The organism is Phyllobacterium sp. SB3 (assembly GCF_040009165.1).
GTDB lineage: Bacteria > Pseudomonadota > Alphaproteobacteria > Rhizobiales > Rhizobiaceae > Phyllobacterium.
In genome coordinates, this window is sequence record NZ_JBDYKI010000005.1 from 71851 (window position 1) to 94756 (window position 22906).

29 protein-coding genes are annotated in these 22906 nt (G+C 52.6%); 19 read left to right on the plus strand and 10 right to left on the minus strand.

The genetic code is table 11. The annotated features are described in order from the left end of the window. Positions 1–5 precede the first annotated feature (5 nt). Both ABKW30_RS19110 and ABKW30_RS19115 read left to right on the plus strand, forming a co-directional pair. Positions 6–1829, plus strand: a complete 1824-nt coding sequence (locus ABKW30_RS19110; RefSeq protein ID WP_348600818.1) for a TRAP transporter large permease subunit — start codon at positions 6–8, stop codon at positions 1827–1829. Positions 1830–1846: 17 nt separating this feature from the next. Next, a complete protein-coding gene (locus ABKW30_RS19115; RefSeq protein ID WP_348600515.1) occupies positions 1847–2851 on the plus strand; it encodes a TRAP transporter substrate-binding protein in 1005 nt (334 codons plus the stop codon). Between the two features lie 114 nt (positions 2852–2965). Here the strand turns inward: ABKW30_RS19115 and ABKW30_RS19120 are convergent, their stop codons facing one another. The 3 genes from ABKW30_RS19120 to ABKW30_RS19130 form a co-directional block, all read right to left on the minus strand. Further along, on the minus strand, positions 2966–3613 hold the full coding sequence (locus ABKW30_RS19120) for a uridine kinase (RefSeq protein WP_348600516.1): 648 nt from the start codon (positions 3611–3613) through the stop codon (positions 2966–2968). 31 nt (positions 3614–3644) lie between these two features. Then, on the minus strand, positions 3645–3797 hold the full coding sequence (locus ABKW30_RS19125; RefSeq protein WP_348600517.1) for a hypothetical protein: 153 nt from the start codon (positions 3795–3797) through the stop codon (positions 3645–3647). A 170-nt stretch (positions 3798–3967) separates the two neighbouring features. Beyond that, on the minus strand, positions 3968–4153 hold the full coding sequence (locus tag ABKW30_RS19130) for a hypothetical protein (RefSeq protein ID WP_348600518.1): 186 nt from the start codon (positions 4151–4153) through the stop codon (positions 3968–3970). A 168-nt stretch (positions 4154–4321) separates the two neighbouring features. Between ABKW30_RS19130 and msuE the strand changes: the two genes are divergently transcribed. Next, positions 4322–4885: an FMN reductase gene (gene msuE / locus ABKW30_RS19135; RefSeq protein WP_348600519.1), complete on the plus strand. Its 564-nt coding sequence runs from the start codon at positions 4322–4324 to the stop codon at positions 4883–4885. 119 nt (positions 4886–5004) lie between these two features. Continuing rightward, on the plus strand, positions 5005–5799 hold the full coding sequence (gene cysE / locus ABKW30_RS19140; RefSeq protein WP_348600520.1) for a serine O-acetyltransferase: 795 nt from the start codon (positions 5005–5007) through the stop codon (positions 5797–5799). 5 nt (positions 5800–5804) lie between these two features. On the opposite strand, the gene ABKW30_RS19145 is transcribed toward cysE, so the two are convergent. Beyond that, the gene (locus ABKW30_RS19145; RefSeq protein ID WP_348600521.1) at positions 5805–6017 is read right to left on the minus strand and encodes a hypothetical protein; all 213 of its coding nucleotides are present in this window, start codon (positions 6015–6017) and stop codon (positions 5805–5807) included. Between the two features lie 382 nt (positions 6018–6399). Between ABKW30_RS19145 and ABKW30_RS19150 the strand changes: the two genes are divergently transcribed. The 6 genes from ABKW30_RS19150 (at position 6400) to ABKW30_RS19175 (ending at position 12563) form a co-directional block, all read left to right on the plus strand. Further along, complete coding sequence (locus tag ABKW30_RS19150; RefSeq protein WP_348600522.1) at positions 6400–7443, plus strand: amino acid ABC transporter substrate-binding protein; 1044 nt, start codon at positions 6400–6402, stop codon at positions 7441–7443. A 20-nt stretch (positions 7444–7463) separates the two neighbouring features. Beyond that, positions 7464–8675 carry an ABC transporter permease subunit gene (locus ABKW30_RS19155; protein ID WP_348600523.1) on the plus strand — a complete coding sequence of 404 codons (1212 nt, stop codon included), beginning with the start codon at positions 7464–7466 and terminating at the stop codon, positions 8673–8675. Next, on the plus strand, positions 8672–9745 hold the full coding sequence (locus ABKW30_RS19160; RefSeq protein ID WP_348600524.1) for an amino acid ABC transporter permease: 1074 nt from the start codon (positions 8672–8674) through the stop codon (positions 9743–9745). Before ABKW30_RS19155 ends, ABKW30_RS19160 begins: the two co-directional genes overlap by 4 nt. 200 nt (positions 9746–9945) lie before the next feature. Beyond that, on the plus strand, positions 9946–10914 hold the full coding sequence (gene tauA, locus ABKW30_RS19165) for a taurine ABC transporter substrate-binding protein (RefSeq protein WP_348600819.1): 969 nt from the start codon (positions 9946–9948) through the stop codon (positions 10912–10914). Between the two features lie 30 nt (positions 10915–10944). Beyond that, entirely contained in the window at positions 10945–11718 is a 774-nt protein-coding gene (locus tag ABKW30_RS19170; protein WP_348600525.1) for a taurine ABC transporter ATP-binding protein, read from the plus strand. A 53-nt stretch (positions 11719–11771) separates the two neighbouring features. Further along, positions 11772–12563: an ABC transporter permease subunit gene (locus tag ABKW30_RS19175; RefSeq protein WP_348600820.1), complete on the plus strand. Its 792-nt coding sequence runs from the start codon at positions 11772–11774 to the stop codon at positions 12561–12563. On the opposite strand, the gene ABKW30_RS19180 is transcribed toward ABKW30_RS19175, so the two are convergent. The 4 genes from ABKW30_RS19180 to ABKW30_RS19195 all read right to left on the minus strand — a co-directional run bounded on the left by ABKW30_RS19180 (position 12537) and on the right by ABKW30_RS19195 (position 14792). Next, entirely contained in the window at positions 12537–12890 is a 354-nt protein-coding gene (locus ABKW30_RS19180; RefSeq protein ID WP_348600526.1) for a GNAT family N-acetyltransferase, read from the minus strand. The genes ABKW30_RS19175 and ABKW30_RS19180 overlap by 27 nt on opposite strands. A gap of 47 nt (positions 12891–12937) precedes the next feature. Beyond that, entirely contained in the window at positions 12938–13639 is a 702-nt protein-coding gene (locus ABKW30_RS19185; RefSeq protein ID WP_348600527.1) for a polysaccharide deacetylase family protein, read from the minus strand. A 2-nt stretch (positions 13640–13641) separates the two neighbouring features. Continuing rightward, complete coding sequence (locus ABKW30_RS19190) at positions 13642–14367, minus strand: glycosyltransferase family 25 protein (protein WP_348600528.1); 726 nt, start codon at positions 14365–14367, stop codon at positions 13642–13644. Between the two features lie 137 nt (positions 14368–14504). Continuing rightward, the gene (locus ABKW30_RS19195) at positions 14505–14792 is read right to left on the minus strand and encodes a hypothetical protein (protein ID WP_348600529.1); all 288 of its coding nucleotides are present in this window, start codon (positions 14790–14792) and stop codon (positions 14505–14507) included. A gap of 201 nt (positions 14793–14993) precedes the next feature. Between ABKW30_RS19195 and ABKW30_RS19200 the strand changes: the two genes are divergently transcribed. Beyond that, positions 14994–15311 (plus strand): hypothetical protein, encoded by a 318-nt coding sequence (locus ABKW30_RS19200; protein ID WP_348600530.1) that lies wholly within the window; start codon positions 14994–14996, stop codon positions 15309–15311. A gap of 70 nt (positions 15312–15381) precedes the next feature. Here the strand turns inward: ABKW30_RS19200 and ABKW30_RS19205 are convergent, their stop codons facing one another. Next, positions 15382–15525 (minus strand): DUF1127 domain-containing protein, encoded by a 144-nt coding sequence (locus ABKW30_RS19205; RefSeq protein ID WP_348600531.1) that lies wholly within the window; start codon positions 15523–15525, stop codon positions 15382–15384. 182 nt (positions 15526–15707) lie between these two features. Here ABKW30_RS19205 and ABKW30_RS19210 point away from each other — a divergent pair, with 182 nt between their 5' ends. From ABKW30_RS19210 to ABKW30_RS19245, 8 genes are all read left to right on the plus strand, one after another. Further along, positions 15708–17006: an amidase gene (locus tag ABKW30_RS19210; RefSeq protein ID WP_348600532.1), complete on the plus strand. Its 1299-nt coding sequence runs from the start codon at positions 15708–15710 to the stop codon at positions 17004–17006. A 102-nt stretch (positions 17007–17108) separates the two neighbouring features. Beyond that, positions 17109–17420: a Dabb family protein gene (locus ABKW30_RS19215; protein ID WP_348600533.1), complete on the plus strand. Its 312-nt coding sequence runs from the start codon at positions 17109–17111 to the stop codon at positions 17418–17420. Continuing rightward, entirely contained in the window at positions 17417–18697 is a 1281-nt protein-coding gene (locus ABKW30_RS19220) for a glycerate kinase (protein WP_348600534.1), read from the plus strand. The genes ABKW30_RS19215 and ABKW30_RS19220 overlap by 4 nt, the downstream gene beginning before the upstream one ends. A 98-nt stretch (positions 18698–18795) precedes the next feature. Continuing rightward, complete coding sequence (locus ABKW30_RS19225) at positions 18796–19005, plus strand: hypothetical protein (protein WP_348600535.1); 210 nt, start codon at positions 18796–18798, stop codon at positions 19003–19005. 446 nt (positions 19006–19451) lie between these two features. Then, the gene (locus tag ABKW30_RS19230; RefSeq protein WP_348600536.1) at positions 19452–19811 is read left to right on the plus strand and encodes a hypothetical protein; all 360 of its coding nucleotides are present in this window, start codon (positions 19452–19454) and stop codon (positions 19809–19811) included. 315 nt (positions 19812–20126) lie between these two features. Next, complete coding sequence (locus tag ABKW30_RS19235; RefSeq protein WP_348600537.1) at positions 20127–20333, plus strand: hypothetical protein; 207 nt, start codon at positions 20127–20129, stop codon at positions 20331–20333. 113 nt (positions 20334–20446) lie between these two features. Continuing rightward, positions 20447–21469, plus strand: coding sequence for an LLM class flavin-dependent oxidoreductase (locus tag ABKW30_RS19240; RefSeq protein WP_348600821.1), 1023 nt, complete (start codon positions 20447–20449; stop codon positions 21467–21469). Between the two features lie 136 nt (positions 21470–21605). Next, positions 21606–21989 carry a hypothetical protein gene (locus ABKW30_RS19245; RefSeq protein ID WP_348600538.1) on the plus strand — a complete coding sequence of 128 codons (384 nt, stop codon included), beginning with the start codon at positions 21606–21608 and terminating at the stop codon, positions 21987–21989. Between the two features lie 70 nt (positions 21990–22059). Here ABKW30_RS19245 and proC read toward each other — a convergent pair whose 3' ends face one another. Beyond that, complete coding sequence (gene proC, locus ABKW30_RS19250) at positions 22060–22878, minus strand: pyrroline-5-carboxylate reductase (protein ID WP_348600539.1); 819 nt, start codon at positions 22876–22878, stop codon at positions 22060–22062. Between the last annotated feature and the right edge of the window lie 28 nt (positions 22879–22906).

Consider the following 22906-nt stretch of genomic DNA (forward strand, 5'->3'; position numbering starts at 1 on the left):
GTGTCCTGAATGCTTCTGCCGGATTGGCGCTGCCCAGCACACTTGCCCGGACGGCTGCCTGCATACTTCGAAAACTAGAGGGCGGGCTCGGTGTTTTATGCGCGCTAATACTTGGTGTTCTGCTTGTCGTCGTGCTCACTACGGTCGTTATGCGTTATCTATTCAGCGCCGGGTTTATGGGATCGGAAGATTTGTCTGTATGGCTCAATGTGGCATTGATCGCATTTGGTGCCCCTCTCAGCCTCAACAGCACGCTTGCCATGCGCCTTGATGTATTCGCGCGCCTGCTTCCTCGGCGCGGGCAAGAGATAACCAGCATTACTGCGGATGTTTTTACCATTCTGTCAGGGTTGATCTTGAGCTTTGGCGGTGTGGAGATCATGACGATGCTTGGGGGAGTTTCGCCTACACTGGGTCTGCCGGAATGGATCCGGTTCGGCTTTCTGGGCGCAGGCGGCGCGCTTCTTATCATTGTACTTGCTTTACAGCGTCTATCTGAAGGGCGATCCCTTCAGATAATGGCCGCCGCCATCTTAGGATCAGGGTTATATTTCAGCATTCCCCATCTCGCCCTGTCGGCTGACTGGCCCCCAAGCATCGTGCTGGGATTGGTTGCAGCTCTCGGACTTATTGTTGCGGCGCCCTTGCCTCATGCATTTCTGGCCGCAGCCTATGTGGTCATTGCATTCGGCAGCACATTGCCGGAACCAGCAATTGTGGCATCAACAGTAACCGGCATGTCCAAATTTCTGTTGCTCGCCATTCCGTTCTTTCTGCTCGCGGGCGGACTGCTGACATCATCCGGCGTCGCCAATCAACTGGTTCGCTTTGCTTCGGCTCTCGTCGGCCACCGGCGGGCCGGGCTTGCGCAAACGACCTTGCTCACAAGTGTGCTGTTTTCCGGTGCATCCGGCTCGTCGGTTGCCAATGCTGCATTCGGAGCATCAACCTTTCAACCTGAACTCGTCAAACACGGTTATCCGCCCGCGCAAGCTGCGGCGATCATCGCCTCAACATCAGTCCTTGATAATATTATCCCACCTTCCGTCGCGTTCCTGATTCTAGCCGCCGCTACCAACCTGTCTGTCGGCTCGCTTCTCGTCGGCGGTTTTTTTGCAGGCGGCGTCATGGCTGTGTGTCTCGCCGTCGCGATCCATTTGACGGTGCACGAACAAACGCCATTGCCTCGGGCTGGAAGCCGTGAACGCTGGCGTTCCGCCGTGGCTGCCATTCCCGCTTTTGGCCTCGGCGTTATTGTCGTCGTTGGCATCAGGATGGGCGTGGTGACGACCACCGAGGCAGCTGCTCTGGCTGCCGCCTATACATTGGCTCTCGCCATCAGTGCACGGCTGCGCTTCAACACACTCTTTGCGGCATTCCGGCAGGCGGCGGCCGAAGCTTCGGCAATCGGGCTTTTGATTGGAACAGCCGGACCTTTTGCATTCCTGCTTGCGGTAGACAATGTATCCGGTTTCGTGACGGAATTAACCACTGTGCTTGGCGGAAGTGCGCTGGCGGTTCTCCTGCTTTCAAACCTCATTTTGCTGGCTGTGGGACTGGTTCTTGATATCGGCGCAGCAATTCTGCTCTTCGGTCCAATATTGCTGCCAGCCGCCGTGGCTGCGGGTATTGATCCGATTCATTTTGGCGTCATCATTGTCGTCAACCTGATGATCCATGGCCTGACACCGCCACTCGGAGTGCTGATTTTCGTCGTTAGCGGTGTCACCCGGTTACCTGCATCGGCGCTGTTTCGCGCTGTCCTTCCCTATCTCTTCGCGCTTCTGGTTTCCCTCGCAATCATATGCGCATGGGCCCTCATCTTCTAACTGACAGGAACAACGCCATGACCATTTTGCACCGCCGAGCCTTTCTGAAAACAGCAGCTATTGCCGGAACTACGGCATTCGCACTGCCGGCACTCGTCCGGCATGCATCGGCCCAAACGCGAACGCTGACCGTTGCCTCGCTTTTCGGAGATGACAAGCCGGAGACAAAAATCTGGTTCAAGATACGCGATCTCGTCGAAGCCAAACTGCCCGAGCAGTTCAAATTCAACATCGTCAAAAATGGTGCACTCGGCGGCGAAAAAGAAGTGGCGGAAGGCGTGCGGCTTGGCTCAATTCAAGCCAGTCAGTCCACCGTATCATGGCTGTCCGGATGGGTTCCTGAATTGCAACTGCTCGATCTGCCGTTTCTCTTCCGGGATGCGGGTCACGTGCAAAAAGTCGTCGAAGGAAACGTTGGTAGCGACCTGCGGCAAAAACTGTTGGCGCAGAATTTCGTGGTCGGCGGATACATAAATTATGGCGCTCGGCACCTTTTGACGAAAGAGCCGATTACACGGCCTGAGCAACTCAAAGGGAAACGAATTCGCGTGATCCAAAGCCCTCTCCATACCAAGCTCTGGAGTGCGTTTGGCACAACGCCGATCGGCATCCCGATCACTGAGACTTATAACGCCCTATCGACCGGCGTTGCCGATGCGATGGATTTGACAGAATCGGCTTATGCCGGTTTCAAGCTTTACGAAGTCGTGCCCTATCTTACGGAGACTGGACACATTTGGGCTTCGGGTGTCGTTTATTACTCCACAGCGTTCTGGGATGGTCTCAATGATGAACAGAAGGCAGTCTTTCTGGAGGCCTCGGAAGAGGGAGCCCGTTATTTCAGCCAGCTGATTGTAGAGGATGAAGCAGGGTCAGTTGCGATTGCATCCCAGCATGGAGGCCACGTATTGCAGCCGGAAGAAAGAGACAAATGGGAAGCCGGAGCGCATGGAGTTTGGAACGAGTTTGCCCCAATCGTTGGCGGGCTTGAAAAAATCAAGACGATCCAGGCAACCGTTTAGATATTGTCGATCTGATCGGATAGTGTGTCCATTCAGCAGCCGGTGAACGTCTGGATCAATATGGCTGTAATGGATTTGGCCGCTCCAGCGTGACGTTGTTATCCAACGGCATCGTCATAAAATACGTGGTACATCAAGACTGGAATTGTCGATCACAAGCGTAGCGCGAGCTTTCGGGCTACACTCTCTTAGATAAAGGTGCTGTCCTTTGAGGTAGCGGTGATTCTCTGGTGCAAAGGGATCTATATTCGAGCCATCCCGAACGGCCATTCGCGCATAGGTAATATGGAAAGCAACATCGAGGAACAGGCTCAAATCCCATAAGCCATACAGTTCATCGCGATGAAGGAAAATACCGTCGAACACCAGTATCGTGCGCTTTTCCGAAACCGTGAAGGTTGATAGGATTTCCTGATCCGTCCTGTGATCGAAATGCGCGGTGTTTATCTGATCCCTTCCTGAGAGAAACGGTATCAGCAAATCATTTTTGAGCGTTTCGTAGTTGTAAGAATCAAGGAAATAACCTTCCGGATTATCTTTGCCTCGCAGATACCGGACATTCCTTGGGTTATGAAATCCATCCACGCTGGCTCTGATCACCGCCTGTCCCTGAGCTTTCAGGGTTGCTGCCAGTTCATTGGCAAATATTGTCTTTCCGCTGCCATCAACGCCATCAATCGCGACGATGGTACGGTCATTTTCAAGACTGGATGCCGCGCGTGCTATGCGTTCCAGAAGCTGAATTCTCCCAGATTGGTTCATGAATTACCCTCGATGGTTTTCGTGGAAAAACTCAAGCTCCGCACCGATTTATTAGTTCAACGATCATCACAGCAAGCGCAAAGCCCAGAGCGATGACAGTCAGGTATCGTATCGGACATGAGTGACAGTGCCACGCTGCCTCATCATCCTCGCTCAAATCATCGTAAGTTGATGTATCGTTCATGCGCGGCTTCGTTCATCGGGAGTTTGCCAAATGAATATTCCTTCAAGATTCGATATGACGAGGATAGTTTTGATTGGAAGGACTACAACGCAGGCAGTTCTTCGAACCGGCAAAGGCTGCGATAATTGTTTCAAAGATCAGCGCTTACCCGCAGCCATTTTCTACAGAGGTCATTTACGGTTCGATGGGGATGGAAGGCGCGGAAGTGCGTCAAGCAGTTTGCGCGTGTACTCCGACCGGGGAGCATCAAACACGCTCTCGACACTACCGCTTTCAACGATCACACCGTCTTTCATCACGGCTATGCGATGACTGATATGCTGGACGACGCCGAGATCATGCGAAATGAAAATCATGGCGAGCTGCAAGCACTGCTTGACCCGTCCCAGGTTGTGTTTGTCGAAATCGGAGAAAAATATACTACAATCATGACGCACTTCAGCGTCAGTTTCCTTTTTTATGGTGGCAGCTTTGGTAACGTTTGCTGATAGCCGCTCAATGCGAACTTACCAAGGATCTTGATGATGTCCAATCCGACCGTTGTTGGCCTCTCGGGCAACTTTTCCCGCCCTTCAAAGACAAAGTCTCTCGTCACAAGCGTAGTCAGCCGCATCAGCGATAGTTACGGTCTGACGCACGAAGTTTACGATCTTATAGACATCGGCGATTCACTTGGTGCTGCGAGGCATATAAATGAACTCAGCCCAGCCGCGAGCAACATTCTGGAAAACGTACTGGCCGCTGACATTCTTGTAGTCGGAACTCCAACCTACAAGGGCAGCTATACCGGTTTGTTTAAACACTTCATCGATTTGATCGACGCTCGTGCCCTGCAGGGAAAGCCTGTTGTCTTGACAGCCACAGGAGCGGGCGACCGGCACGCTCTCATCATAGAACATCAGCTACGACCACTCTTCGGATTTTTCGCGGCGCACACCTTGCCGACCGGCATTTATGCGATAGATCGAGATTTTCAAAACCACGAAGTTGCAGCGGCACACATCAATTCGCAAATTGACCAGGTCGTAAGTGAAGTACGACCATTATTGGTCAATCAAAAGCCGACCGTTGCAAGCGCTGCGGAATAATAAGCACTCTCGTGATACGGGTGCGGTAGTTTTCAGTCTCTGCAGGCTGGTTTAAAATCCTTGAACTGTTTCATGTGATGTCTGCTACACATCTGTCCGATAGTTTCAAAGGTTAAACCATGCCTTCCACCACTGGAGTAATTTGGCGACAGATAGTCGCCCACGCCGAACAAGTGGCAAATTCGGAACCATGGCTTGCGTCATTTCTTGAGGAAGCTGTATTTCAGTTTGATAATCTGGAAGATGCACTTTGCCGCGTGTTGTCAGAACTACTGGCGAACGGATCCTTATCGAGCAGCCGATTAATAGAGCTGTTTGATAGTATAAGGGCTGAGGAGCCACGGCTTCTTCACGGGCTTGCGCGCGATATCCGGGCAGTACTTGAACGAGACCCTGCTGCCACCCGACCGCTTCATGTTCTCTTATATCTCAAAGGCTTTCACGCTATCCAAATTCACCGTTTCGCAAACCATCTTTGGCAAACGGGGCGGCTGGATCTTGCAATGTATTTGCAATCACGATCTTCCCGAGTTTTACAGGTCGATATACATCCCGCTGTTAAACTGGGCGTTGGAGTTTTCTTTGACCACGCCACAGGCATTGTCATCGGGGAAACTGCAGTCATTGAGGATAATGTTTCAATTCTGCAAGGCGTTACCCTTGGGGGCACCGGAAAAGATACCGGCGATCGTCACCCGAAGATAAGACACGGTGTTCTCATCGGTGCGGGAGCCACCATTTTGGGAAACATTGATATCGGCATCAACTCACGGATTGGCGCAGGTTCCGTCGTACTGAAAGCTGTGGAAGCCCGCAAAACGGTTGCTGGGGTGCCTGCTCGGGTCGTTGGAGGCGTTAAAGAGAAGGAACCAGCCAAGACTATGAATCATATGCTCTTTGATGTCGGTCTGTAAGCCCGTCAGGGACCCAGTCTTGGGTCGAGCAGGGGTGGATTGTCGTTAGCTGTCGGTGTGGCCTCTGTGTAACGCAGCCGCGAGATAGAGAACTCCAGTGTATTTCGCACGATGTCAAGCTCGCGTTGACCAGCAAACGTATCGCCGTCGGCCTCCTTGATTACGTCGAGGATATGCCTGAACTGCGCGATTATTTCCGTCCGGGTAAGCATCGTCATTCAAATATCCATTACAACGTTCCTTGGCTGGATTCTGACTAACGAATTAGACCCGCGCAACGCACGCTAAAGTATGGTTTTGGCGCTGAAACGAAAAGCTTTGCTCTTGCTTTCGAAAAAAGAAGAAACGTGTTCCGCTGACGCAGTATTATAGTCTGCCGCACATCACTTTGACGACTGGAGAGGAAGAATTTCCGTTGAGAAATTAAACCGCCAATGCACTTTATTTGAGCAAGATACTACAAACTCCCTCTCGCATTAGCAAAACGATGTCTCCTTTAAGTCTGCCAATTCAATAGTCTTTTCGTGGGGCTAGCAGGGGGATCGCACGATCCAGACTTATCTGACCCGTGGAACGAACTTCATCAGGAGAATTTGGATTATGCGAGCAGAAAAAAACCGGCCACATGGCTGGAGAACCAAGATTGCTGCTGGTCTTGTGGCCGCCGCGACACTGTTCACGGGCTTTGCCCACGCCGGGCCAACACTCGACAAAATCAAGCAGCGCGGCACCATCAAGGTTGGAGTTGGCACCTCGCCAGGCTTCTTCGCGCCAGACGGAAGCGGCAAATGGCAAGGCTTCTTCGTTGAGTTCGGCAGGGCACTCGCCATCACTGTTTTCAACGATCCGGATAAAGTCGAGTTTACCTCTTCTTCGCCGCAACAGCGATTGCCTGCACTTCAGTCCGGCGAATTCGACATCCTGCTTTCTGGCGTGACCGTAACGATAACACGCGCGTTTAAGCTAGGATTTCACTTCGGACCGACGATTTTTTACGACGGACAGGGTCTGCTCGTGAATAAATCACTGGGAGTAACCAAGGGCAGCGATTTGGATGGCGCAACCATCGGTGTTCAGAGCGGAACGACAGGCGAGTTGAATATTGCCGACTTCTTCCGCAAATCTGATCATAAATTCACTCCAGTCACAATCGAAGACAGCAATGAGTTCCTCAAGGCACTCGAATCCGGCCGTGTTGATGCGTTGACTCAAGATGCTTCGGATCTGGCATTGAGACGCACCCTTTTGAAAAATCCTGACGACTACATATTGCTGCCGGAACGCCTGTCAAAAGAGCCGTTGGCTCCAGCAATTGCTGCCGGTGATGACCGTTGGCTCGAAATCGTCAACTGGACAGTCAATGCGACCATCCAAGCCGAAGAATTCGGGATAACCAAGGACAATATCGATACGTTCCTGACGAGCGAAGACCCGGCCATCAAGCGGTTCCTTGGCACGGACCCATCGCTCGGTGAAGCGATCGGGCTGGATCCGAAGTTTGCCTATAATATCGTCAAGACACTTGGCAATTACGGCGAAATATTCGAACGGACAATCGGTAAGGGATCACCAGTTGGCTTCGAGCGCGGTTACAACCAGCCTTGGACGCAGGGTGGTCTGCTTTATTCGCCACCATTCCGCTGAGGCTAACGGTTTCCGGTGAAATGTCCGTGAGTGGAATAACATCAAAGCCGTTACCAATACCGGGCTCACCAAAGCCCGGTATTGGTTATTTCATACGTGAATGGTGGGGAAGCTATCCTGTCACACAGCTGGCAGTGCTGATCGGTCTGATCGGTATATTTTGGGTTATGGGATCGAATATGGTGCAAACCATGCACCGGCTTGGAATTCAGCCGGGCTTTGCATTCCTGAGCCAGAGTGCCAATTTCGCTATTGGCGAGAGTCTGATCGCCTATTTACCCAGCGACACGTTCGGAAGAGCAGCAATAGTAGGCTTGCTGAACACGATAGCGATTGCTGTTTCCGGCTGTTTTTTGGCAACGCTTCTTGGCGTTTCTCTGGGAATAGCACGCCTTTCCGGAAACATGCTGCTTTCAGGCTTGGTGCGCTGGTATATCGAAATCATTCGCAATACGCCTCTGCTTCTGCAATTGTTTTTCTGGAGCGCTGTTACGCACGCGCTTCCGGCTCCGCGTCAGGCGTTCAATCCAATCGGAATTCTTTATCTGAGCAATCGCGGTGTCTCGATTCCCGCATTGCGGTTGCATGAATTGTCATTGACTACACTGGCCATATCAGGCGTGTGCATTGCCGCAATCTTCGCGTTTTATATGGTGCGCCGCAAACGGGGCATACAGCATGGCATTACTGAGTTTTCCGCAATGGGCCTGCTTGCTGTTCTGGGAATTGGCCTCGCGCTGCGCCTGAGTGGGGCGAGTGTTGCGCTTGAACTGCCATTGCTGCGCGGATTCAATATAGCTGGCGGATTTAACCTGACACCTGAATTTGCAGCATTGCTGATCGGTCTGGTTGTCAATTCATCCGCAACTATAGCTGAAATCGTCAGAAGCGGTATTCAATCCGTGCCGTCCGGGCAGTGGGAGTCGGCGCGGTCTCTCGGGTTGCAACCCGGGCGTATTATGCGGCTGGTAATTCTACCGCAGGCTTTGCGGGTCATCGTGCCGTTAATGACTTCAAGCTACCTTGATCTGACTAAAAATTCGAGCCTTGCCGTGGCAATCGGGTTCCCCGACCTCGTTAGTGTTCTGAACACCACAGCAAACCAAAGCGGTCAGGCTCTTGAAGCGCTGGCGATAATCGTTTTGTCTTATCTGGCACTTAACCTGTCTGTGTCAGCGGTCATGAATAAATACAACAAACGTATCGAACAACGTGGATTTCTGCCGCGATGACTGCATTATTTTATACTGGAAGCGCTCGCCCGGTATCCCCGGAGCATTGGCAAAAATGGCGTCACGGTCTGTTTGGAACGCGATTGAATACGTTCATTACGTTGGCCACCGCTGGCTTCCTGCTTTGGATAATTCCCCCCTTGTTTCGTTGGCTTTTACTTGATGCGACATGGACCGGAAGTGCCAAGGATTGTGCAGCAGCAACCGGCGCATGCTGGGCATTTATCGGGGCAAAGCTGCGCTTCATATTGTTTGCACTCTATCCGCCGGAACTGGATTGGCGTCCCGCGCTCACAATTGGACTGATAGCACTTTTACTTGTGATCACGGGAACGCCCAGATTTTGGTCTCGGCATCTCGTTCTGTTGTGGATCGGGACAGTCGTAACTGTCTGGATGCTGATGGCCGGGACTATCATTGGACCGTCAGTGCCAACGGGGCGCTGGGGAGGATTGGCGCTGACTTTACTGATTTCGGTTGTCGGCTTTGCCTGTGCTTTTCCTGTCGCTGTGCTTCTTGCTTTGGCCAGACGTTCGAAGATGGCAGGTCTTCGGACTGTGTCGATCATCTTCATCGAGGTGGTGCGCGGCGTGCCGATGATCGCGATTCTTTATGTTGCCATGCTGCTTGTGCCCATGATGCTGCCCGGACTTTCGCCGGAGGCCTTTGTCCGCGCACAGATTGGCCTGACGCTCTTTGTCTCGGCTTATCTGGCAGAGGTCATACGTGCAGGGCTTCAGTCTGTGGCGTATGGTCAGGCGGAAGCTGCCGCATCGCTAGGATTTGGTTATTGGACCACATTGCGGCTGATTATATTGCCGCAAGCGCTACGCTCGGTGATTCCTGCACTCGTTAATTTGGCAATCGGGATATTATTGAACTCCACCTTGATAGCAGTGATTGGAATTTTTGATCTGCTGAACGCCGCAAAGAATGCTGCAAATGACCCGGTCTGGCTGGGCTTCTACGACGAGAGCTATGTCTTTGTCGGTCTGATTTATTTTGCACTTTGCTATTCGGCATCGCGCTACAGCCTCTGGCTTGAACGGCACTTGCGCGCAGCAAAGTAAGTCTCGACAATGTCATTGAGCTTCCAAAAGTATCTGGTAGCGTCCATCGTAGACGCCGAAATTAAATTCCGGTCTTTTGCCTAAACTTGGCAGAACATATCTCTACAATCCGGTTGAGATGGCCAAAATTGGTAGCAGGTTTCAACAAGGATCGGCTCTCAATGCTAAATCGTCGCCAATTGTTTCTTGCAAGCACCGTCATGCTGGTTGTCGGAGGGTTCGGCCCTGCCCAGGCCGAAGATCTAAAATTTACCATTGCCTATCAGACAGTCGTAGAGCCATCAAAAGTGCCGCAGGCTGATGGCAGTTATGAGAAAGTCACCGGCGCAAAAATCGACTGGCGAAAGTTCGATTCCGGCGCGGATGTTATCACGGCTGTAGCTTCGGGCTCGGTTGACATCGGATATGTCGGGTCCAGTCCGCTGGCTGCTGCCGCCAGTCGTGAACTGCCAATTCAGACAATTCTCGTAGTTGGGCTAATCGGCGAGTCTGAAGCGCTGGTCGCGCGCAATGGTTCCGGTGTTTCGAAGATTGCTGATTTGGCTGGAAAGAAAGTGGCGGTACCGTTTGTCTCCACGACGCATTACAGTCTGTTGGCCGCCCTGAAACATGAGAATGTTGATCCGAAAACTGTAGATATTCTCAATTTGCGTCCGCCGGAAATTGCCGCAGCATGGGAGCGCGGTGATATCGACGCCGCATATGTGTGGGACCCCGCGCTGGGGCAAATTCGCACAAATGGCACCATCATAGTGGATTCCGCTAAAGTCGCGGAGTGGGGTGCGCCTACCTTTGATGCTTGGATTGTCCGGACAGAATTCGCAGAGAAACACCCGGATGCAGTCCGTGATTTTGTCAAGACTACAGGTCAGGCATACGCCGATTATCTGGCAAAGCCGGAAGCCTGGTCGGCTTCCTCTCCTCAAGCTGAAAAGATCGGCCGTTTGACGGGAGCGAAACTGGATGAGGTACCGTCGCTGCTTAAAGGTTACGTTTTCCCGACCTTGGCAGAGCAGGCATCGGACAAGTTCCTTGGAGGCGATACCGTAAAGGCTATTGCGGCAACGTCGGAGTTCCTCAAGGAACAGGGCAAGATCGACGCTGTCCTGCCTGACTATAGCGGCTATGTCACAACGAAATATGTCAAAGAGGCAGCAGTTTCCAATTAATGGAACCGCGAGCGGGTCAATTGGAAAATTATGCCTCATCTTGCCGTTGAGAATATTTCTGTTCATTATTCCGGCCAGCAATGGCCGGCTCTGGTTCATGCGTCCACTTCTGTAAAGTCCGGCGAATTCGTTGTGCTGGTCGGTCGTTCCGGTTGCGGAAAGACTACACTGCTCAATGTCGTTGCAGGCTTGATGAAGCCAACAGATGGCACCGTCAGGGTCGATGGCAAACTTGTAACCCATCCCGGTGCGGACCGGGCCTTGGTATTCCAAAACGACGCCCTCTTTCCTTGGCTCAATGCTCGCGAGAATGTGGCGTTTGCACTCAAACTACGTGGCATCTCCCGCAAGGAGCGCGGCGAGATTGCAGACAGACTGCTTGGTCTGGTCAAGCTCGACGGGTTTGGAGACAAATCGATCTGGGAGTTGTCGGGCGGTATGCGGCAACGGGTTGGGCTTGCCCGGGCTCTGGCGGCACAGCCTGCTTTCCTGCTCATGGATGAACCTTTAGGTGCCCTTGATGCATTGACAAGGGAGCGCATGCAAACGCTGCTTCTGGACATATGGGTAGAAAGTAAAACTGGCGTTCTCATGGTCACGCACGGGATTGATGAAGCACTATTGCTTGCTACGCGTATTGTGATTCTGGCACCGGGACCCGGCCGCATCGTTCGCGAGATCGAAGTCGGGTTTGGGCGGCGCTATGCTAAGGGCGAAACAGTGCGATCAATCAAAGCCGATCCCGCTTTTGCGCGAGCGCGCGCAGAGATTGAAGACTCAATCTTCGATGGAGAAACAGTGTGACGCTCTCCATTGAAACCCAACACGACATCGCTGAACTTAAACCGGCGTCGCCGGTGACGCCGCGCGCAAAGGTGAACGAGCTTTGGAGCACACGGGCAATCAGCATTGCCACTATACTCATATTCTTCCTGGCATGGTCCCTTAGCGCATATTTCAAGCTTGTGTCTCCGGTTTTCCTTCCTTCGCCGCTGGCCGTGCTCTGGAAGTTTTATAGTGTAGCCGTGAACGGCTTTGTCGATGCAACGCTTTGGCAGCATTTAAGCGCAAGCTTGATCCGGGTGTTCGCTGCCCTGTTCTTTTCGCTGCTGGTCGCTATCCCCATTGGTATCGCCATTGGCGTGAGTAGTATCGGGAGAGGTATTTTCGATCCCATACTTGAATTCCTGAGACCAATCCCTCCACTCGCATATCTGCCTCTGGTGATCATCTGGTTCGGTATTGGCGAGTCGTCTAAAATACTTGTCATTGCGATTGCCATGCTGGCGCCCATTGCCATCTCGACTGCATCAGGTGTTCGCGGCGTTTCGCATGACCGTATCAACGCAGCAAAGACGCTTGGCGCCAGCCGCATTCAACTGGTGCTGAATGTCATTCTACCCAGTGCAACTCCCTCAATTCTGACTGGGTTGCGCATTGCGCTGGGTACGGGCTGGACAACGCTCGTCGCTGCCGAACTCGTAGCAGCGACGCGCGGCTTAGGATTCATGATTCAATCGGCCGCGCAATTTCTTGTCACCGATGTGGTGATCATGGGCATATTCACCATTGCCATTATAGCTTTCATTCTTGAAGTCGGGCTGCGACGGCTTGAGCGTTGGCTAGTGCCTTGGTCTGGCCGTGAGTAATGCTTTATAGTCGTCGGCTATCCAAATTCCACCACCACCGGTTCCGGCTTTCCAGTCTATCTTATTGAGACTGACGCCTCCGATCACTTTTCGCTCGGGTTTGAGTTCAACCGCAAATTCGTAGGCAACCGGCCGACTGCCTGCATTTGAAATTTCCTGGCATCGCTTGACCCAGTCTTTGACGTTTGATGTCGAGTAGGGGTGAGGGACGAAAGCCAGCCATTTTGCGAGCTTGAGATCGTTCAAGCCTAGCGTGAGTTGTTCGATGTCTTCCTCACGCCAAGGTCGGAGGGTAAGGCGCGAAGTTTCGATTTTGATGTCCGCCACGATACAGCCTCCTTCGTCCCGAAAGCATCACAAGCAGCCGCCAAGACTCAGCGCAGCAGGCACTTTGCTACGAAATGCAGCCACGTATCATCCCGGCGGATCGTCAGCCTCGGCAGGTTCATCAAATCGTCTTGGCTTGTTGCGCGTCGCCGTTCAGTGCCGCCAGCTACGGTATAACCTGCCTGACGCACGAGTTCCCGTACTTGGTCGTTATGATCGCCGTAAGGGTATGCAAAGGAATCGACAACATCGCCAGTGATCGCTTGCAACGCTTCCTTGCAAAGCGAGAGCTGCTCAAATGCCTGCTTTTCCGAAAGCTGGCTTAAATGCACATGGTCCATCGTATGCGCGCCCACTTCGTGGCCTGCCGAAAGCCATTGCCTGACCTGATCCATATCCATGCAGGGCGCTGGTAAAACGCCGAGTGGCTGATCCCATTCGTTCGATCCGCCGATTTGGTTGCTGACAAAAAAGTTTGTCGCGGTAAAGCCAAACTCGTGCAGGATGGGCATGGCGTTCTGATAAACATTGGTGAAGCCGTCATCGAAGGTTATAGCGGCTACCTTCCCGGTTTTCCGGCCGGTGATGTATGGCATGCATTCGCGCATCGAGAGCCCCTGAAAGCCAAGTCGTTTGAGCCATGCCATCTGACGTCTGAATGCTTCCGGACTGACGAGCATGCTTCGATAGGGAGTCTTGTGGCCCGGGGGTGTCGCGATCTGGTGATAGAGGAGGATAGGGACGGCCATGGTCACTTCCCCTCCTGACGGGAATAAGCTTTGACCCGCATGCGGTAAATCGGCCGCAATATCTCGCGCTGCAGTTTTTCAAGCAAAGGTTTTTGCTGCTGGATCGTACTGCCGCCAAGTTGCGACGAAACTTCTTTGACACCGCCGGGAACAACCGCAAGTGGCGATAGTCCGGTTATCCAATTCATCTGCAATGTCGTGTCTACCGGACGGTCAAAGGTTTCGGTGACCGCCAGCAATTGTTTGGCCGCATCGTGGCCGACAAGTTGCATCACCATTCCCAGTCCCACAGGTTTGGCCCGCAATATTCGCGTACTACCTGCGGCAAATATCTCTGGTCCGTTTTCCCGGTGCGGGCGGAAAGGGAAGCGGATAAAATCCTCGGGCCGGACAAACTCGGCAGCAGCGGCGTAAGCCTTGGCAAAATCCGGCGTTAAAGCGACATCATCTTCAAGCACCAGCCCCGCCGTGAGCTTCTGATCCACGATAGCTTGCCAGGCTTTCCGATGAGACAGGAAGCATGCGATCTCCCTGATATTGAGAGCAAACGGATAGCGCGGCGCATACAGCCCGGGCTTGTAGACACGTTGAACATCCTCGTCGGTCAAGTTTCGGGCATCCACAGCGTCGATCACGTCTGTCGGAACAGGAAGCGTTTGACTGAGCAGATCGACCTGCTGCTGCCTGTCCTTGGATCGCGACAGATGAATGATGAATGCTTTGATCACTTTGTAATCTTCACTTTAGATTTGGATTCTGCTGAATCATGGTGCCGCGACCGCAGCGCAGCCACATGGTTAGTATCGGTTTGGAAAGCTCCGTGCAACGTGAGGCTGGAGTGTTGGAAGTGTGCATTGTCGTCAACTCACTGCGGCGATGTACCGTCATCTTTCCATTCAAGGGGCGGGGTGAAAGCAACTTCAATGCCGCGCAGTGAGAATTCTTTACGCAGCCGCATCGCTTCCATTGCAGTTAGGTCTTCGGCTATGGGTTTGCCCTCATTCATCCGCTCTCTGGTATCGGCGACGCTAATGTTCAGAACTGCCGAAAGGTCAATGATTGCCTCCTTTCGGAGGAAGGGCATTGGTACCAGACGCACGGTATATTCTGTTTGGTCGAAAGCGGCGTGATCCTGATTTGTAGTCGAAACCATCCAACTGCAATTACTGCAAGTCACGTTCAGGCTCAGGCCTTGAACTGTACTTGTTAACGTATGACCGCATTCTGGACAGGACATGGTTGGAAATGTGCCATCTATGTCTTGTCAGTCAAGTGTGGCATTTGCCTGCAATCAGGCTGTATATATGAATTTCATGGGATACAGACCGCAACGCCCATACTCCGAGGTATTTTGTTGAACAACCCGATCGTCCTTTCGCCAGCGGAAAGTCGGAGCACCAGTTCCCCTGCTTTGGCGATTTTATCGCTTCTCGCTCCGATAGGCGGCGTATTGGCCGCCGTGTTGTTTGCGAGCGTAGCTGATGGCCTCGCTGTTATTGGAGGGATTGTCATTGCCATGGTCGGATCAGGCGTCTGCGGTGCCGCGCTCGCTGTCGGTTCACTTATCCGGAAAGAGCGCTGGCGCCTGTTGGGCGTTCTTGGGTTGCTGGTAAACACCGTTCCATCAATTGGGCTTTTTATCGCGATTTTGATTCAGCGGTCGCAAATGTGAGCAGGCATTCCACAAACGAAAAAGCGCCGGAGCAAAGCTCACGGCGCCTTTCTTGAATTATGCAGTCTGATCAGTTGCAGGCCGTCCAGGCAATCTGGCGGATATCTGCGCGGGAAATTCCAAGATCAGCAAGGTTGCGATCGCTGCAAAGACGCAGCTCGTGGAGATTCTGGCGGTACTGACGGTATTTCTGGATGCGATTGCGAAGGCTCATGGTTTTTACCCCTTTTATCGTGATCCTCCCTGTGACACAGCTTGCTTCAAATAATATCGATTTAAAACTGCGAATGTTGCAACGCACCATTGCGCCCACTGCATGGCACGTTACCGGGCTTTAATCGTTAATGCCTTCGCGCTATAGAAGTGTAACTGCAACATTTCCAGCGGGATACTCTCTTGTCAAAGCCAAACCTGACAACCCTGCAAAGGCTTGAGCAAATACTTGCGCATTTGAAGGAACGCCAGTCGGATGAGCGGGTTTTTACGCGGGTCTACGCTAATTCTGCGCGCCGGGAAGCTGAAGCTTCCGACAAGCGAATTCGAGGGAATAAAACACTCGGTCCGCTGGATGGGCGAATTGTTTCCATCAAAGACCTTTTCGATATTACCGGCGAGGTCACATTGGCCGGCTCCGTTATACGCAATACGGCTTTAGCGGCGGGCGAGGACGCGCTCATTGTACAAAGATTGCGTGCTGCGGGTGCCGTGATTGTCGGTAAAACACTGATGACCGAATTCGCGTTTACTGCCGTTGGTTTAAACCCGCATCATCCGGTTGCCGGCAATGCAATTGATCCTTTGCGCATTGCCGGAGGTTCTTCGACAGGCGCTGGAATATCTGTTGCCGAAGGTACGAGCGAAATTTCAATTGGCTCAGATACCGGCGGCTCGATCCGAATTCCCGCAGCTTTGAACGGCGTTACAGGTTTCAAGCCAACTGCCAAGCGTGTGCCTTTGCAAGGCGCTTTTCCGCTTTCGCCCAGTCTGGATTCCGTAGGGCCTTTGGCACGCAACGTGTCGGACTGCGCGATCACCGATTCGGTCCTGGCTGGCGAGCATCCACGGATGCTCGATAGTGTTTCCCTGGCAAATCTCCGTATCGGCGTGCCCCATGGTGTTTTGTTCGAAAACATGGAGCCGGAGGTTGAAAAGGCATTCGCCTCAGGCCTGCGGGCTTGCGAGAAAGCTGGAGCGGTTATCGTCGAGTGCTCGATAGATGATCTGATTGACGCAATGGCTCAGGCAACGTCGATAGGCTCGATTGCCGGCATTGAAGCCAGCAGGATTCATGCGGGATGGTTGCATGACAATACGCTGGATGTAGATCAGCGCGTGCAACGTCCGCTGGTGCGAAGGCTTGAGATATCCGAGTCTGACTACATAGAAATCATGATGAAGCGCCAATTGCTGGTGCGTGACATGGACCAGAGGATCAAGGCGTATGATCTCCTGGCCTTGCCAACCGTTCCGATCTTGGCGCCAACTGTCGAAGCTGTCGCCGAGCAGGAATTCTATCGCGAAACCGAGTCATTGCTTTTGCGCAATACGCAGGTTGCCAACCAGTTTGATTTGACTGCCATAAGTCTTCCGATGCCGGGATTGGCGATACCCGCAGGACTAATGTTGATGGGACAGCACGGCACGGACCGGCGTCTTCTCGCTATGGCGCTGTCTGTTGAGCGTATTCTGAGCTGATGTTTGCGGGAAGAAATACTATAAAATGAGCGGAAATATTACTCGCAATTTTCAGCGATCCAGTCAGGATGCGCATCCAATATCTTGAAGGAAGGCTTCGCCATGATCCGGCATTGTGTGTTTATTCATTTTCGTGACGACGTGCCCACGTCCGAGCGACAGGCTTGTTATGATGATCTAGACAAACTCTGTAAGCGCTTGCCGGGCGCTCTAAGTTTCAAATCCGGTGTCAATGTCAGTCCCGAGGCTGGGATGGATAAGGATTATTCCGAGGGTTTCATTCTCGATTTCACGGATGGTGCAGCGCGGGATGCATATCTCGTTGATCCTGAACATCAGGCAATTGGCGGACGCATCGTATCTTCAGCTGTCGGTGGCCCGTCCGGTGTTTTCGTATTCGATCTGGAAGTTTGACACCTATGTGCGACAGGGAATTTTTCACGAAGCTATTTGAGGCAGCGGTTAATGCTGCCGATCCCGAACGAACGATTGCATCGCACCTTCCGCCAAGACCGAAAGGCCGGACAATCGTCATCGGTGCGGGTAAAGGCTCTGCGCAAATGGCGAGTGCTTTCGAAAAGGCTTGGGCAGTTAAACACCCCGGAGCGGATGTCGAGGGTCTCGTGGTGACCCGCTATGGTTTTGGCGCTGCCTGCAAACACATCGAGATCATCGAGGCTTCCCATCCGGTGCCTGATGCTGCCGGACTTATCGCCTCGAAGCGACTTCTGGAAAGCGTATCCGGTCTGACCGCAGATGATCTCGTCATTGCACTTGTATCGGGGGGCGGGTCTGCATTACTGCCTTCACCGCCGAAAGGCATGACCATTGATGACGAGATTGCCGTCAACAAGGTGCTTCTGGCTTCGGGCGCGCCTATTTCTGCGATGAATGCGGTGCGCAAGCATCTTTCCACGATCAAGGGCGGGCGTCTTGCTGCCGCTGCGTATCCAGCCCGTGTCTATTCGCTTATCGTGTCCGATATTCCGGGCGACAACCCAGCTTTTGTGGCTTCCGGCCCAACGGTTCCTGATGAGACAACACGTGAAGAAGCGCTGGCAATTGTCAAACGTTATAGTCTCGACTTACCGCCAGCGGCTCTTAACCATCTGGGCTCCCCTGCTGCGGATGCTCCAAAGCCGGGTGATGCAGTTTTCAACAATCACGAACGCCATGTTATTGCCTCTGCCGGCGTGTCGCTGGAAGCGGCTGCCAATGTGGCCAGAGAGAATGGTGTAGCCGCGGTTATCCTTTCTGATGCCATCGAGGGGGAGGCGCGGGAGGTTGCCCATGTTCATGCAGCGTTGGCAAAGCATGTGCTTGCAAAAAACCAGCCCTTTACAAAGCCGGTGGTGATCCTTTCCGGCGGCGAGACTACGGTTACGGTGCGTGGCAAGGGCAAAGGCGGTCGCAACACCGAGTTTCTGCTGTCACTTGCGATGGATATAGACGGTGCGACCGGTATCACTGCCTTTGCAGCCGATACGGACGGTATCGATGGCTCTGAAGACAATGCCGGTGCATTTGCAGACAGTACGAGCGTAGAACGCCTGCTACGTAAGGGACATGACGCATCAGCCTATCTCAATGGCAACAATGCCTGGACGGCATTCAATGCAATAGACGATTTATTCGTGCCGGGACCGACTGGAACAAACGTCAATGATTTGCGGGCAATTCTTGTCCGTTGACGCGCTATCGCCATTATTCGATGGTCAACCGCTATCATAATGCGTCGCGTTTGATCGCCCGGCGCTGCTCAACGGCGTTTCATGCAAAGGAAAGTTGAATGCGAGTTGCATCTACCCTGATTATCCTGTCAGCAATCGTCGTAGCCGGTTGCACTAGTCCGACAAGCAGTGTTCCTGCCAACTCGCCGGTCAAGGATTTCTCTTTCGTGCCGCCGCCAAAGTCACTGACCGAACGTGCCAAGCCAGAAAAGAAGCTGACGCTCGAAGAAAGCGTGGCAAGACGCAAAGTAGAAACAGGCAAACAATAATTCGCCTGACGTTTCAATAATTTCAATGCCGTTTCATTTCGCAAGGAGTGAAGCGGCATTTTTGTTTTCGGTAACGAAAGAGGCCTTGAAACAACAAAACCCACCGCGGGAGGAGGTGCGGTGGGTTTCGTTGGTTATGGAGGGCCTTCTGGGAGGAGAAGAGACCGTCCGTTTCGACAGGGTCGGGAGGAGGTGACGCTGTCGAAAATTCCTGATTTGAAGATAACTCAACCGCCGTGATTTAATACAGACAATATTGCATAGCAGCATTGCAATTGGTGCAATGCAGCATTTCCCTTTCACTTGATCGTCAAGTGAGACTGCATCACAGCCAGTTGAAGAGGATCACGGAACACAAGCGGGCGATTATCGTTTATAATGCATTAACGAAGCTGAAAACGGCGAAAATCGCCGCGCTTTGAAAGAATGGTTGGAAAGGGCGTATCATGCACTTTTTAAGATCATCAATGATTGTTGCAACAGTCGCGTTCGTTATGCTCGCTCCCGTAACCGCTGGTCACGCTTTCAGCATAAAGGGAGCGGTCGAGACGGAAGGTGAGAGCGCCGATATCAGCAATAAGAAGTTCCAGAAAGCGGCCGTTTTGGAGGCCAAAGCTTATATCTGCGGTACCGGTACAGAGGGTAGCGAAGCGGCTATGCGGGCAGGAATGGCTGAAACCGGGTTACCTGAAGATATCGCCATCGAAGTCGTTTCAGATCTTGCATCGGGTATTATCGATCATGCAACAAAGACTGGATCAAAAAAGATGTGCGGAAAGCCAGAAGTGCAGATGTCCAGCTTCTAGACAAGAAAAGTAAGTTATTGAATGAAGTCACAGGGTTGCATGTATTCCCATAAAAATTTAAATTAATTTTATGTTAAAGCGTATATATTGAAAGAAGATCAGGCAATTTTTGATCTTTTCAAAACGTTAAATTTGGTATTAGTGTCCCGCTGGAAAATACCATCTGATTCAATGCGATAAATTTACAATTAATGACAGGTCCGCGACAGTATCGTTGGATCAATTGCTATGCTGGCAGCGGGATGTTCAATTTCTGCTGCGGTCGAGGGTTAATAGAACGTCGTGACGTTCTCTGAGATTGTGGGAGAGGAATGCATGAACAAGAGGACCAAGACATTGGAAGTTCTTAAAACAGAACTTTCCAGATTGTGCGCTCTTGCCGATGATGAAGGCTTTGAAATGATTGCTTATTTCATCGAGACTGCTATCCGCGAATCCGACGAACAGCTTTCGCAGGAAATGCGCCCGGTTGTCGGTATGGAATTACGCTTGGCTACCTCACGTACCGGGACGGCCGGATAGTTTCCTCCATCTACAGAACGACAAAATCCAAATTCAATCGACGTTCAATTTTTGTGAATCGTGAAACTACATAGCCTCATTGTGCGCCGCCTGCGGCTGCCTATATGAAGAGCATGATCCCATTATCCGTACTCGACCTTTCACCGATTGCAGCAGGCAGCAACGCTGCGCAGTCCCTTAGTAACTCACTCGATCTCGCGCAGAATGCCGAGCGCCTTGGCTATAACCGCCTCTGGCTTGCCGAGCATCACAGTATGCGTGGCATAGCCAGTGCGGCGACGGCTGTTGTCATAGCGCATGTTGCGGCGGGCACTTCGAAGATTCGCCTCGGTGCCGGGGGCATCATGTTGCCCAATCACTCGCCGTTGATGGTGGCTGAGGCTTTTGGCACGCTTGCCTCGTTGCATCCGGGCCGCATTGATCTTGGCGTTGGGCGCGCTCCCGGTACGGACCAGATCACGGCTCAGGCGCTGCGCCGCAATCTCAATCAGGACATTAATGGATTTCCGCAGGATGTGGTCGAGTTACTGGGTTATTTCAGCGAACCTCAGGTTGGACAGCACGTTATTGCGGTTCCGGGCGCCGGGCTTGAAGTCCCTGTCTGGATATTGGGTTCCAGTCTTTTCGGTGCGCAGCTTGCTGCTGCATTGGGTCTGCCTTACGCCTTCGCATCGCATTTCGCTCCAGCGGAAATGGAGCGGGCTATCGAGATTTACCGGGCGCGTTTTGAGCCTTCCCGATATCTCGACAAGCCCTATGTGATGCTCGGTCTGAATGTATTCGCTGCCGATAGTGATGATGAAGCGCGGCTTCTGCAAACATCCCAGCAGCAGGCATTTGTAAATCTGCGTACCGGAAATCCCGGTCCATTGCCTGCTCCTGTTGAAAATTACGAAGAAACTCTGGATTTGCATGCGAAGGCAATCTTGCGCCAGTCCTTATCGTGCTCGGTAGTCGGTGCAGCTCCCGCAATAAAAACAGGGGTCGAGGAGTTTATTCATCGTACCGGAGCGGACGAACTTATGATCACAGGTCATATTTTCGATCATACGGCACGCGTTCGATCATATGAAATTCTGGCAAATACAATGATCGGGCAGAGTGCAGCTTCTGCGGCCGTGAGCATGCCGGTGTGAATGTGTTTGCCACATTTATGCCATTATATTGCCCTGAAAAAACCCGATCATCGACCGGTTGAGATCGAATTTCGCAGGTGAAGTGGCGCGCATCATCAGTAGATGATCGTTCGCCAATCATCTGAAAGGAAAAACGATGCGAAAGATGATAGTGCTCGCGCTCTGCGCGGCATTCCCCTTGGCCACTTCGGCCGCCTATGCCCAGACTGCCCCGCAGACACCTCCAAGCGCTGCAGAAACAACGCCGTCTGGTGAAGCTCCGGCTCAAACCGGTGCACCGCAGATCACGACGATCAATATCGTCGATATCAATGAATTGCCCGATGCAACCAAGACACAGGTTAATGATGCGGTTGCCCAGCGAAGCGATGGCGACGTAGAGAAACTGCGTTCTTCCATCGACAAGTCGCCGGAAGTAACCGCCGCCTTGAAGGAAAAGGGCCTGACATCTGAGGCGGTGGTGATTGCCAGCCTGGATTCAAAAGGCCTTCTGACACTCGTTACCAAAAAGCCGAGTTAAACAGTTCCAGAGAATGTTCTTTGCCTCCAGCAAAGCAAGTAAATGCGGCCGGTAGTTTCCGGCCGTATTTCTATGCCTGATTGCCGAGTTCGACAGCCCGTCTATGTGCAGCAGCAACCGCTTCTGATACCAGCTTTTTTAGCCTGTCATCGCCCATCAGCACATCCAATGCAGCGGCGGTTGTTCCCTTGGGACTTGTCACCTGTTCGCGAAGCCTGGTTGGTGTATCCTCGCTCGAAGCAGCCAGTGCACCGGCACCGAAAACGGTCTGCATCGCCAGTATTTCCGCAGTCTTTCGCTCAAGGCCGGCATCAACAGCTGCTTCGGTCAAAGCTTCGATGAAATGGAACACGTAAGCCGGTCCAGATCCTGAAACGGCCGTGGCAGCATCAATCAGGCTTTCATCATCTACTGCGGCAACAGCCCCGCTGGTTTCAAGCAGCTTGTCGACAAAAACTGCATCACTGTCTTTCACGTGCGCGTTGCGGAATGTGACGATCATCCCTTTGCCAATTGCAGCCGGTGTATTGGGTATCGTGCGAATGATCGCCGCGTTAGCGCCAAGATGCTCTTCGAAGAACGCAACCTTTATGCCTGCGGCTACGCTGACAAATGTGGAAGTGCCAGTAAATCGCTCATAGGCCGGGAGCACGTCGCGCATCACTTGAGGCTTTACTGCGACTAGAATAATGCGCGGTGCCAGATCATCTTCGATCCTTGACGCATCGGCTACGGCATTCACACCGAGCGTTGCGGCGCGCTCAAGCAGTGTTGGCGTGGGCTCGACAACAGTGACTTGGCCCGGTTGCAATATACCAGCGTCCAGCCAGCCCTTGAGCATGGCAAAACCCATATTGCCGCAACCAACCAGAACCACATTGTCAACCATTGTCTCTCTCCATTTGAACAGGCGGCAC